This window comes from Allopusillimonas soli (genome assembly GCF_004153445.1).
GTDB classification, from domain to species: Bacteria; Pseudomonadota; Gammaproteobacteria; order Burkholderiales; family Burkholderiaceae_B; genus Allopusillimonas; species Allopusillimonas soli.
This window is the reverse complement of record NZ_SDQC01000007.1, coordinates 80446-92463: the sequence shown is the minus strand read 5'-3', so window position 1 is coordinate 92463 and position 12018 is coordinate 80446. Positions and strand designations below refer to the sequence as shown.

The following is a 12018-nucleotide window of genomic DNA, read 5'->3' as shown; positions in this document are numbered from 1 at the left end:
CCCGAGGGGGTGCGCCATTGTGCGCACCTGCCATGTGCATAGGTAAACGCAATGGCCGTGGGGCTGAAGCCGGCTGAAACACTTGCATTGCGTACGATACACATAAATTTAATGGTAAACCCTTGTCTCAGTTACAATGAGGCTTCTTTGAGCGTCAGAAAAATGCCGGGCTTTCCCGCCTGAAATCACAATCTATGCTACGTCAACGCACCATACAGCGGCCCATCAGCACCAAAGGGGTCGGCCTGCATTCCGGCCGGCGGGTCGAGCTTACCCTGCGCCCGGCGGCGCCCAACACCGGTATCGTTTTCCATCGGATAGACCTGCCCGAAGTGGTTGACCTGCCCGCGCGAGCCGACGGCGTTGGCAATACCCGCATGGCATCGGTCCTGCAAAAGGGCGATGTTCGCGTTTCCACGGTCGAGCATCTTATGTCCGCACTGGCGGGCCTGGGCATAGACAACCTGCATATCGACCTGACGGCCGAGGAAGTGCCCATTATGGATGGCAGTGCCGGTACGTTTGTCTACCTGCTGCGTTCGGCCGGCCTGGAAGAGCAGGCGGCGGCGAAGAAATTCCTGCGCGTGCTCGAGCCCATCGAGGTCAGCGAAGGCGAGGGCGACGACCTGAAATGGGCGCGCCTTGAGCCCTACGATGGCTTTGCACTGTCGTTCGCCATCGATTTCCATCATCCCGCCATCGACTCCACTGCGAATTTCGCGGAGGTCGATTTCGAGAAAGATTCCTACGTCAAGACCATTGCCCGCGCCCGCACCTTCGGGTTTGTGAACGAGGTCGAAGCCCTGCGCGCTGCCGGGTTGGCCCGCGGCGGCAGCCTGGACAATGCCATCGTGATGGACGAATATCGCGTCCTGAACTCCGATGGCCTGCGTTACGACGACGAGTTCGTCAAGCACAAGATACTCGACGCCATCGGCGATCTGTATCTCATCGGCAAGCCCCTGGTCGCGCGCTATGTGGCCTGCAAGTCGGGGCACGGCCTCAATAACCAATTGGCGCGCGCATTGCTGGCACGCCAGGAAAGCTGGGAAATCATTACCTACGAATCCCCGGCCGCTGCGCCCAAGTCTTTTGCGCAGGAATGGAAGCTGGCCTAGGCGGCCGGCTTTTTCCACAGGTTTGATGCACGATGCCCGCTGGACGCGGGCATCGTGCATGAAGGCTGTCAGAGGCGATGATGCTGCAGCAAGGCCTCCACGGCGCTTGCAAGCGGACCGGGCGCCAAGCTGGCCCTGAGATCGTCGAAGGCCTGCAGGGCCGCATTATCCAGCGGCATCACATCGCGCTGTCTGGCATGGGCGGGGTCGCGAAACAGCCCTGCCTGCACCTGGACACGGATGTCCTGCAGCACCCACCCGCGCTGATTCAGATGCTGCACAATGCGCGGCGCGAGCTGGCGCAGCTTGGATGCATAGGCGGCGCTGGGAACCGCAAGGGTCAGTTGCTGTCTGTCCATACGAGCCACCCGGCAAGCGTGGGCCAGCGTCTCGGGTAAAACCGCTGCCATGGCCTCCTGGGCCTGCAGCATGTTGCGGGCTGTCGCCAGTACGGTGGCGCCCTGCCTGTCGCCATCCAGCCAGCTCAGGGCAAGCGCCGCCTTGCCGCTGCGGCGGTCTTCCGCCGGCGTTTGCCTGCCATGGCTGCGCGGATGCTCCGGGCGAGCTCCGTGGGAGCTATCGGCAGAGGCCTTGTGGCGTGTGGCGCGAATCATGTTCGTGGAACGATTTAATGGAATCAGTCAGTGTAAGTATGCAAAAACGCAGTAGCTCAAACAGCCCCTACATCGATTCTACCCGCAAGGGCGCACGAGGCCTGGCTATTGTCGTCCTTGCCATTGCCGCCATGGGCGTGTCGGCCGCCGCGGGCGCATGGGTCCAGTCACGGATGGGGCATCACGAACGGCCGTCGCTCAGCGCCGAACAGGAGCAGGTCATTGCCCGGCAATTGTCGCGCGATTCGGCTTTTGTGCGTGAAAACGTCAACCAATTGGCCGCCCGGGTGGGCGATCTGCGAGCGCAGGTCATTGCCATGGACGGCCTGAGCCGTCGCGTGGCGAAGGCTGCGGGCGTGTCCTATACCGATCCCGAGGTTCAGGCCAGCCTCGACGAGGACAGCGCGCCCGCCATGGACGACATCAGAGGCGGCGCCGCCCGTTGGTCGGCCGAAGGGCTGGGGCGGGAGCTTGACACCCTGGCACGCCAGTTGTCGGACCAGAAAGACTGGCTTGGCATGCTTGATCTCGTGCTCACCAAGCGCGCAGGCGCGGAGACCGGCCTGCCCAATTTCACGCCGGTCGATTATCCTTATATCAGTTCGTCCTTTGGCTGGCGCCGCAATCCAGTCACGGGCAGGCACACCTTGCACGAGGGCCTCGATTTTGCCGCGCCCAAGGGTACGCCCATACACGCGGCATCCGGTGGCGTTGTCACCGAGGCCCGGTACGTGAGCGGCTATGGCAAGCTGGTGGAAATCACCCATGGCAACGGCTTGGTCACGCGCTATGCGCATGCATCTTCCATCAATGTAAAGCTGGGCGACCTGATCGAAAAAGGGCAGATGATTGCCCGTGTGGGCAGTACAGGGCGCTCCACTGGCCCTCATCTGCACTTCGAGGTGCGCATGGCCGGACATCCGCTCGATCCCAAGCTGTTTCTGCCCGCGCCATCGGAGGCACTGGTCGCCCATGCCCCCGGAAAAGAGGGCGGCCAGTCGGCAGCGGCACCCGCAAACGCTTCGGATGGCAAGGAATCCGTTCACCTGCTTGCCAAGGCCTCGGAGCCTGAAATCAACACTCGTCCGCGCCTGCGTTAAACTGTAGCGTTTTCCTGCGGAATCTTTCCGCCAACCCTCAAAGACAGGATTGCGGGTTTGCGCCGCCATGGGGCGTATCCCCTCGACGATACAAGAATGGTTTCTTTGCTGAAAAAGATCATAGGCAGTCGCAACGACCGCATACTCAAGCAGTATCGCCGGCTGGTATCGCGCATCAATGCGCTTGAGCCTTCCATGGAGGCGCTCTCCGACGAAGAGCTGGCAGCCAAGACGCCCGCCTTCCGCCAGCGGCTGGCCGAAGGGGCTTCGCTCGACGACCTGCTGCCGGAGGCTTTTGCCGTGGTGCGCGAAGGCAGCAAGCGCGTATTCGGCATGCGGCACTTCGACGTGCAGATGCTCGGCGCCATCTCTCTGCACAACGGCAAGATTGCCGAGATGCGCACGGGTGAAGGCAAGACGCTGATGGCGACGCTTGCGGTGTACCTGAACGCGCTTGCCGGCAAGGGCGTGCATGTGGTCACGGTCAACGATTACCTGGCCCGTCGCGATGCCGAGTGGATGGGGCGGCTGTACAACTTCCTGGGCCTGTCGGTCGGGGTCGTCGTTCCGCAGCAGGACAACGAGGAAAAGCGCGCCGCCTATGTGGCCGATATCACCTACGGCACCAATAACGAGTACGGCTTCGACTATTTGCGCGACAACATGGAGTACCGCGCCGAGGACAGGCGCCAGCGTCCCTTGTTCTTCGCCATCGTCGACGAGGTGGACTCCATTCTCATCGACGAGGCCCGCACACCGCTCATCATTTCCGGTCAGGCCGAAGACAACACCGAGCTGTATGTACGCATGAATGTCGTGCCGCCCATGCTCGAGCGCATGGAGGCGGAACCCAAACCCCACGAGCCGGAACCCGAAGGCGACTTCTGGGTCGATGAAAAAGCGCAGCAGGTATATCTGTCGGAGGCGGGGCAGGTCAAGGTCGAGGAAATCCTGGCCAAGGTTGGCATCCTGCCCGAAGGTGAATCGCTGTACGACCCGCGCAATATATCGCTGGTACACCATCTCATGGTTGCCCTGCGCGCCCACAGCCTGTATTTCCGCGATCAGCAGTACGTGGTGCAGAATGGCGAAATCGTGATTGTCGATGAATTCACCGGCCGCCTCATGACGGGCCGGCGCTGGTCCGACGGCCTGCATCAGGCCGTGGAGGCCAAGGAAGGCGTCAAGATCCAGAACGAAAACCAGACCCTCGCCTCCATCACGTTCCAGAACTACTTCCGCATGTATGAGAAGCTGGCGGGCATGACGGGCACGGCCGACACCGAAGCCTATGAGTTCCAGGAAATCTACGGCCTGGAAACCGTCATCATCCCCACCAACCGACCCATGATCCGGAACGACCAGAACGATCAGGTCTTCAAGACGGACGAGGAAAAATACAACGCCATCCTGGTGGACATCAAAGACTGCCACGAGCGTGGACAGCCCGTGCTGGTGGGCACGACCAGCATCGAAAACTCCGAACGCCTGTCCGGACTGCTGGTCAAGGCCAAGCTTCCGCACGAAGTGCTCAACGCCAAGCAGCACGCGCGCGAGGCAGAGATCGTTGCCGAAGCCGGCAAGCCGGGCCATATCACCATCGCCACCAACATGGCTGGCCGAGGCACCGACATCGTGCTGGGTGGCAGCGTTGAGAAGCAGGTGGACCTGGTGCGCAAGGACGAGTCCTTGTCATCGGAAGAAAAGGACGCGCGTGTCCAGGAGATCAAGGCGGCCTGGCAGCCTGCCAACGAAGCCGTCAAGGCTGCCGGCGGCCTGCGCATCATCGGCACCGAGCGTCACGAATCCCGCCGTATCGACAATCAACTGCGCGGTCGCGCTGGGCGCCAGGGCGACCCGGGATCCTCGCGCTTTTACCTGTCGCTCGAAGATTCGCTCATGCGCATTTTCGCGGGTGACCGCGTCCGCGCCATCATGGAGCGGCTGCGTCTGCCCGAAGGCGAGCCCATCGAGGCCAAGATGGTGTCGCGTTCCATCGAGTCTGCCCAGCGCAAGGTCGAAGGGCGCAACTTCGACATCCGTAAGCAATTGCTTGAATACGACGACGTGGCCAATGACCAGCGCAAGGTGCTTTATTCGCAGCGCAACGAGGTGCTGGAGTCCCAGGATGTGTCGGAAACCATCGAAGGACTGCGTGACGCCGCGCTCACCGAGCAGTTCCGCGCCTATGTGCCCGAGGACTCCGTCGAGGAGCAATGGGACTTGGCGGGTCTGCAGGCCACGCTGGAGTCCGAATGGCAATTGCCGCTGGCCCTGACCGAAATGGCGGAGAAGGAGCCGCAACTCACAGACGACGACCTGCTCGAGCGGGTGCTGGCGGAAGCCAGGCGCCTTTACCAGGAAAAAGTGGATCTGGTCGGCAAGGAAGGCTGGGCGCCCTTCGAGCGGTCCATGCTGCTGCAATCCATCGATACGCACTGGCGCAGCCATTTGTCGTCGCTTGATCACCTGCGCCAGGGCATACACCTGCGTGGGTATGCCCAGAAAGATCCCAAGCAGGAATACAAGCGCGAGGCCTTCGAGCTGTTTTCGGCCATGCTTGAGCGGGTTCGCAACGAAGTCGTTCGCGTGTTGATGACTGTGCGCATCCAATCGCGCGAGCAGGTGCAGGTCGAGGAATCCGAGGCCAATCTCGAGAATGTCACATATCACCACGCCGACTATGACGCGGCACTCAGCGGTGAGGATCCGGGTCTGGCCGAAGGCGCGGCAGCCCAGGTCAACCCCCGCGAGGCGCGCCAGGCGCAGGCCGCACGGTCGGCGAACCTTCCCAAGGTTGGCCGCAACGACCCATGCCCTTGCGGCAGCGGCAAGAAATACAAGCATTGCCACGGCCGCCTGGCCTGAGCCCGACGCAAAGTATCCGGCTTTATTTCACGCTGGTTTTGGCGCAGCCGCTCTCCGCGGCGGCGCCGCTCACAGCAGGAATACGGTGGCCAGGCCGAGAAAAATAAAAAAGCCGAGCGAGTCGGTGGCGAATGTCAGCAGCACCGACGAGCCGACAGCCGGATCCTTGCCGAAACGGTCGCGCAGCATGGGGATCAGCACGCCCAGCGATGCGCCTATCAGCATATTGAGTATCATGGCGGCCATCATGACGGCCGCTACGGCCAAAGAGCCCGAAATCGCCCAGGCAAAGCCCGCTGCCACGAAACTGCCGCACAGGCCGACCAAAAATGTAACAGTCATTTCGCGCCGCACCAATTGCCAGGCGTTGGAGCCGGTGACCCGGCCCATGGCCAGCGCGCGAATGATCATCGTCATGGTCTGATTGCCGGAATTGCCGCCAATGCCCGCCACGATGGACATGAGAAAAGCAAGGATGACGATATGGCTGACCGTGTCCTCGAATCGGGAGGCCACCAGCGAGGCTGTGGCTGCAGTGCATAGGTTCACGAAAAGCCAGGGAGCACGGTTGCGCAAAGCGTCCATGACGGGCGCGAAAATATCCTCTTCCTGCAGGCCGGCACGTGAAAGCGCCTGCTCCTGCGAGTCTTCCTGAATGACGTCCACGACATCGGCGATGGTGACGCGGCCTATGAGACGTCCTTGATCGTCCACCACCGGTGCCGAGACCAGGTCGTAGCGTTCGAACGCGCCCGCCGCATCGGCATCCGAGTCGAGGGGATTCAGGGTGAGGAAGTCTGTCAGCATCACTTCTGACACCTGCACATCGGGATCGCGCACCAGCAATGTGGACAGCCCCAGGGTACCCTGCAGCCTGTCCTGGCGGTCCACCACGAACACCTGATCGGTGTGGTCAGGCAGCTCTACCAAGCGGCGCAGATAACGCAGGACGACCTCCAATGAAACATCCTCGCGCACACGCACCATGTCGAAGTCCATGATGGCGCCCACCGTGTCTTCTGGATAGCCCATGGCCTCGAGCAGTTGGGCTCGCTCGGCGTCGGTCAGACCCTGCTGCACCTCGGCGATGACGTCGGGGGGCAGGTCGGCAGCCAGGTCGGCAATCTCGTCCGCATCCATCTCCCCGGTCGCCTTGACCAGGTCCTGGTGATCCATGGACTTGATGAGCGACTCGCGCGCCCAGTCGTCCACCTCCAGCAGCACGTCGGCGTCGAAGGCGGAGTCCACCAGGGCCCACACAGCCTGGCGTTCGTGTACGGGAAGCGATTCGAGAATGAACGCGATATCGGCCGGATGCAGCGTATTGATGATGGACCGGATTTCGTTCTCATGCTGACGGTGCAGCAGCCCGTCCAGCAGGTGGGACCGATCGTTGGACTCATTTTGGCGCTCCGTCAACGCCTCCACCACTTCCTGGCGGCGCAGGATGGACTGCAGCTTCTGAAGGGCCAGCTGTGCATCTTCCGGGTCGAGGCGACGCGGAATATTGATCGGCACGCTTTCCGGTTCGGCGTGGAGATCCGACATAGGCAACCTTGTTGTTATACGGGTGGAAGGGGACGGCTTTTGCGCTGGTCGTCGGTTGCGACGTAAGTGAGCGTGGCTTCGGTGACTTTCACGACTTCCATTTCAAGTCGTTGGCGCTCGGAGTAGACCTCGACCGACACCGTAATGGATGTTCTGCCAACCTTGATGATTTCTGCATAGAAGCTGAGCAGGTCACCGACGAATACCGGCTGCTTGAATGTGAACGAATTGACCGCAATCGTGGCGACGCGGCCAGCTGCCCGTCGTGTGGCGGGAATCGCGCCGGCGATGTCCACCTGGGCCATGATCCAGCCGCCAAAGACGTCGCCATGGATATTGGCATCCGCCGGCTGCGGCATGACACGCAACACGGCGTGGCGTTCGGGCGGGGGCAGGACAGTGTGGGTGGCATCGTTCACGTGAACATCCGGTACGAAGGTATCTGGATCGGAGGCGGTCAGGCAGCCCTGGCCAGCCACTGGTGAGCCAACTCGACCCAATAGGTTGCGCCCAGCGGTATCAATTCATCGTTGAAATCGTAACTGCCGTTGTGCAGCATGCAGGGTCCCATGCCATGGCCATGAGAGCGGTGCGTGCCGTCGCCATTGCCTATCCATACGTAAGCGCCCGGTTTCTCGAGCAGCATGAAGGCGAAATCCTCTGCGCCCATGGAGGGATCGATCTCGGTATGGACGTTGTCTTTGCCCACGATGCCTTGCATGACCTGTGCACAGAACGCTGCCTCATCGTCATGGTTGATCGTAGGCGGGTATTTACGGTCGAAATTGAACTCGGCCGTGCAGTTAGCCGCCAATGCCGTGTGTTCGGCTGTCTCGCGCATGCGCTGCTCGATGAGATCGAGCACATCCTCGGAGAAAGTGCGTACAGTGCCGCGCAGCACAGCATCGGTGGGGATGACATTGTCGGCCGAGCCGGCATGGATCTGGGTAATGCTGAGCACTGCCGGCTTTACCGGGTTGCAGTTGCGCGAAACAATCGTCTGCATGCTTTGCGCCATCTGCACCGCGGCCATGACCGGATCCGCGCCCAGGTGGGGCATACCGCCATGCGCGCCCTTGCCGCGGATGTTGATCTCGAAAGTATTGCTGGAGGCCATCATGGGACCGCCTCTCACGGCGAAACTTCCGGCGGACATGCCCGGCCAGTTGTGCATGCCGAACACAGCCTGCATGGGAAAACGGGTGAACAGGCCGTCGTCTATCATGGCCTTGGCGCCCTTGTGGCCTTCCTCGGCAGGTTGGAAGATGACATAGACAGTGCCGTCGAAGTCCCGATGCTGCGCCAGATACCGTGCGGCGGCAAGCAACATGGCGGTATGGCCGTCGTGCCCGCAGGCATGCATTTTTCCGGGATGGCGGCTGGCATGTTCGAAGGTATTGACTTCGCTCATGGGCAGGGCGTCCATGTCCGCTCGCAGACCGAGCGCGCGACCGTTGTCCGACTTGCCCTGGATGACGCCGACCAAACCGGTGACGCCCAGGTTGCGATGTACCGGGATGCCCCAGGATTCCAGCTTGGCCGCCACCAGATCGGATGTACGGTTCTCTTCGTAAGCCAACTCCGGATGCGCGTGGATGTCGCGGCGGATTTCGGCTATTTCGGCTTGCCAGCCGATAATGGCTTCTGCGAGTTTCATGATTTCTTCTCCGGGATTTCCGTGCCGTTGGGCATGCCTTATTCTAGTCTTTCTTCATATGAGGCTGAATCATGGCGTCGAGCGCAGGTGCCGTGTGATGATTGCCCGCGTAGATGTAGCCCGAGATGGGCCATGGGTCGCGATGATGGATGTCTTCGCAGATGCCTCCTGCCTCGCGCACCAGCAGCGTGCCCGCGGCGACATCCCACGGCGCGAGACCCATTTCCCAGTAGCCGTCGTAGCGGCCGCAGGCTACCCAGGCCAAGTCGAGCGCCGCCGCACCCAGACGGCGTACGCCCAGGGTGCTCTTGATCGCCCGGTGCAGCGTAGGCATGTATTGGTCGGCAAAAGAAAAATCGCGAAACGGGAAGCCGGTGCCAAGCACCGAGTCGGCCAATGAACGGGCGCCGGATACGGAGATGCGGTGCTCGTTGAGCCAGGCGCCCACGCCGTACATGGCTGTGAAGAGTTCTTCGCGGTTGGGGTCGTAGACCACGCCGATGACGGGCACATCGCGATCCAGTGGCGCGTCGCCTTCGACAATGGCGCCCGCATGGGCAACCAGCGCAATGGAAACGGCATACTGGGGAATGCCTTGAATGAAATTGGTGGTGCCGTCGAGCGGGTCGATGTACCAGGAGGCCGGACCGCCGGTGCTGCCGCCGCTTTCTTCGGCCACGATGCCGAAATCGGGGGTGCGCTCGCGCAGTATGCCGATGACGGCCTCTTCGGATTCCCGGTCTGCCTGGGATACCAGATCGTTGTGCATCTTGGCATCGACCACCAGCTTGCCGCGATCGAGCGAGTACGCCTGTAAAATGGCGGCGGCGGCATGGGCTGCGGTAACGGCTGCGTCCAGGCAGTCGCTAAGCGGTAAACGGGTTGATTGCATGCTGTGAAAGCCCCTAGGAATTGCGTGTACGCTTTGTTGATGCCCCGGCGTCTCGCGCCCCGGTCACGTTGCATTGTACGTGATGGTTTTTGAATTTACGTTACTCAGCCATGTCCCGCAAATACGAAGTACTTGTCCCGGCCGTTGCAACGCCCGATGGGCATGGCGTGCCCCACAGTCCACTATACGGCGATGTCTATCACGCACGGGCGGGAGCGCTGGCGCAGGCGCGCCATGTGTTTCTTGGCGGCAACGGTTTACCCGGCCGCTGGCGCGGCGCCCCTTCGTTCACTGTCTGCGAGACGGGTTTTGGCCTGGGCAACAACTTTCTGGCCCTGTGGCTCGCCTGGCGCAGCGATCCCCAACGCTGTGAACGCCTGCATGTGCTGTCTTTCGAGGCACATCCCTTCACACGCGAGGCGTTGCGCCAGTGGCTGGCGGCGCCGCTCGAAGGCGAGGCCCGGGCGCTGGCCGACCAGCTGCTGCAGGCCTGGCCACCCTTGCTGCCAGGCCTGCACCGGCTGGAGTTCGAAGACGGTGCCGTCACCCTTACCCTCGCCTTCGGCAGCGTCTCCCGTATGGCGAAGGAGGTCGATGCGCGCGTCGATGCGTTCTTCCTGGATGGCTTCGCGCCGCGCCGCAACCCCGAGATGTGGACGCGCTCGCTGTTCGGCCAGATGATGCGCCTGGCGAATCAGGATGCCACGGCCGCGACCTGGTGCAGCGCAGGCCAGGTCAGGCGCGATCTGGCCGCAGCGGGATTCCTGGTGTCCAAGCTGCCTGGCTTCGGAGGCAAGCGGGATATGGTCGCTGCGACAGTTCGGTCTGAAATGCGGCGACCCCCGGGAGCGCAGGCGTACTCAAGCCGGCCATCCCGACAGCCGGTGCTGGTGGTGGGGGGCGGGTTGGCTGGCGCCGGTGTGGCGCAGGCCCTGGCGTTGCGCGGCCATGCCGTGACAGTGCTCGACCCGATTTTCCGGGAAGGCCTGGGCGCAAGCCATTGCGGCCACCTGGCGGCCGCGCTGACGCCGGTCGCCACGCGGGACGACGATATCCGCTCTCGGTTGAGCCGTGCAGGCGCCGAGCGGGCGCTGCAGCGCTGGCAGGGGCTGAACGATGCTGCCAGGCCGCTGGTGTGCGGCACGCTGACGCCGGCGCGCTGCGAGGCCGAGGCACGAACTGGCCGGCAGGCATTGGCCGAACTTGCATTTCCATCCGACTGGGTGCGCTGGATGGAGGCGGCGGAGGCATCGCGCAAGGCGGGATGCTCCCTGCCATATGGCGGCATGTGGTTTGCCCAGGGTCAACGCGTGCTGCCTGAGCCGCTGCTCAACGCGCTATTCATGTTTCCGGGGGTTACATGCCACGCGAAACATGTGGCGGGATTGCGTCGCGGCGACGGCGAAACATGGGAAGCGTTGGACAGCCGTGGGGAAGTAGTGGCTCGGGCTTCGCAAGTGGTGCTGGCCAATGCCCGGCATGCGGCCGCGCTGCTGGCTTCGGTGCCAGGTCTTGCCGTGCCCGCGAAAGTGGCGGAGATGGCATCCATTGCGGGGCAGGTCTCCTACTTGCGTGCACGGGCATTGCCCGATGCGCGGGCCATTGTCGCAGGCGAAGGCTATCTGTTGCCTGCGTTGGACTACTGCGTAGACGAAACGGGTGCGGGCCGTTTCACGGATGAAGCGGCGCTCATGGTGGCGGGCAGCACATACGACAAGCTAACCGGCGAGGCCCGGGTCACGGCGCGCGGACACCAGGAGATTCTGGGCAAGCTGGCTGATCTGCTGGGGCACGCTTCCGCGGCGGGTGTTGGCGGGACCACAACGGCAATCGCTGGATATCCGGATGCGGACGTCTGGCGCGCTGATGCCGTTGTGGGGGGCTGGGCGGGGTGGCGCGCGGCGGTGCGAGACCGCCTGCCCGTCATCGGCCCCATGGACGGGGCATCCGGCCTTTGGCTTGCCTGTGGATATGGCTCTCGCGGACTGACCTGGTCGGCGCTGGCCGGCGACATCATCGCGGCGGCATTGAACCGTGAACCCATGCCGCTGGAGCGATCCCTGCTGACCAGAATACGGCCCCGTTAACGGCTGCAGGCAAGGGGATGCCGGGTTTTGGGCACCTTGCCGGAGCCGAAATGCACTATGCCTGCAAAGCATAAAAATGCGGACGATTTTATTTTATGAGCCAAATCCGTCAAAATACTATCTTTTGAACGTTT

At 62.4% G+C, this 12018-nt stretch carries 9 protein-coding genes; 4 read left to right on the top strand and 5 right to left on the bottom strand.

The features are described from left to right. Nucleotides 1-194 precede the first annotated feature (194 nt). On the top strand, nt 195-1118 hold the full coding sequence (gene lpxC, locus ERD78_RS18265) for a UDP-3-O-acyl-N-acetylglucosamine deacetylase (protein ID WP_129971259.1): 924 nt from the start codon (nt 195-197) through the stop codon (nt 1116-1118). Between the two features lie 68 nt (nt 1119-1186). Here lpxC and ERD78_RS18260 read toward each other — a convergent pair whose 3' ends face one another. Next, the gene (locus tag ERD78_RS18260; protein ID WP_129971257.1) at nt 1187-1732 is read right to left on the bottom strand and encodes a DciA family protein; all 546 of its coding nucleotides are present in this window, start codon (nt 1730-1732) and stop codon (nt 1187-1189) included. Between the two features lie 38 nt (nt 1733-1770). On the opposite strand from ERD78_RS18260, the gene ERD78_RS18255 reads away from it, so the two are divergent. Both ERD78_RS18255 and secA read left to right on the top strand, forming a co-directional pair. Further along, entirely contained in the window at nt 1771-2832 is a 1062-nt protein-coding gene (locus tag ERD78_RS18255; RefSeq protein ID WP_129971255.1) for a M23 family metallopeptidase, read from the top strand. 96 nt (nt 2833-2928) lie between these two features. Then, on the top strand, nt 2929-5700 hold the full coding sequence (gene secA / locus ERD78_RS18250; RefSeq protein WP_129971253.1) for a preprotein translocase subunit SecA: 2772 nt from the start codon (nt 2929-2931) through the stop codon (nt 5698-5700). 69 nt (nt 5701-5769) lie between these two features. On the opposite strand, the gene mgtE is transcribed toward secA, so the two are convergent. From mgtE to ERD78_RS18230, 4 genes are all read right to left on the bottom strand, one after another. Beyond that, complete coding sequence (gene mgtE, locus ERD78_RS18245; RefSeq protein WP_129971251.1) at nt 5770-7248, bottom strand: magnesium transporter; 1479 nt, start codon at nt 7246-7248, stop codon at nt 5770-5772. A 14-nt stretch (nt 7249-7262) separates the two neighbouring features. Further along, entirely contained in the window at nt 7263-7607 is a 345-nt protein-coding gene (locus ERD78_RS18240; protein WP_129971326.1) for an acyl-CoA thioesterase, read from the bottom strand. Between the two features lie 98 nt (nt 7608-7705). Next, nucleotides 7706-8905: a M20 aminoacylase family protein gene (locus ERD78_RS18235; protein ID WP_129971249.1), complete on the bottom strand. Its 1200-nt coding sequence runs from the start codon at nt 8903-8905 to the stop codon at nt 7706-7708. A 43-nt stretch (nt 8906-8948) separates the two neighbouring features. Further along, complete coding sequence (locus ERD78_RS18230; protein ID WP_129971247.1) at nt 8949-9797, bottom strand: inositol monophosphatase family protein; 849 nt, start codon at nt 9795-9797, stop codon at nt 8949-8951. 110 nt (nt 9798-9907) lie between these two features. On the opposite strand from ERD78_RS18230, the gene mnmC reads away from it, so the two are divergent. After that, nucleotides 9908-11884: a bifunctional tRNA (5-methylaminomethyl-2-thiouridine)(34)-methyltransferase MnmC2/FAD-dependent 5-carboxymethylaminomethyl-2-thiouridine(34) oxidoreductase MnmC1 gene (gene mnmC, locus ERD78_RS18225; RefSeq protein ID WP_129971245.1), complete on the top strand. Its 1977-nt coding sequence runs from the start codon at nt 9908-9910 to the stop codon at nt 11882-11884. The last annotated feature ends 134 nt before the right edge of the window (nt 11885-12018 follow it).

Bases quoted from the DNA above. Each gene is read 5' to 3' on its own strand.
- lpxC (WP_129971259.1), top strand. From the start codon at position 195: ATGCTACGTCAACGCACCATACAGCGGCCCATCAGCACCAAAGGGGTC.
- ERD78_RS18260 (WP_129971257.1), bottom strand. From the start codon at position 1,732: ATGATTCGCGCCACACGCCACAAGGCCTCTGCCGATAGCTCCCACGGA.
- ERD78_RS18255 (WP_129971255.1), top strand. From the start codon at position 1,771: ATGCAAAAACGCAGTAGCTCAAACAGCCCCTACATCGATTCTACCCGC.
- secA (WP_129971253.1), top strand. From the start codon at position 2,929: ATGGTTTCTTTGCTGAAAAAGATCATAGGCAGTCGCAACGACCGCATA.
- mgtE (WP_129971251.1), bottom strand. From the start codon at position 7,248: ATGTCGGATCTCCACGCCGAACCGGAAAGCGTGCCGATCAATATTCCG.
- ERD78_RS18240 (WP_129971326.1), bottom strand. From the start codon at position 7,607: ATGCCGCAGCCGGCGGATGCCAATATCCATGGCGACGTCTTTGGCGGC.
- ERD78_RS18235 (WP_129971249.1), bottom strand. From the start codon at position 8,905: ATGAAACTCGCAGAAGCCATTATCGGCTGGCAAGCCGAAATAGCCGAA.
- ERD78_RS18230 (WP_129971247.1), bottom strand. From the start codon at position 9,797: ATGCAATCAACCCGTTTACCGCTTAGCGACTGCCTGGACGCAGCCGTT.
- mnmC (WP_129971245.1), top strand. From the start codon at position 9,908: ATGTCCCGCAAATACGAAGTACTTGTCCCGGCCGTTGCAACGCCCGAT.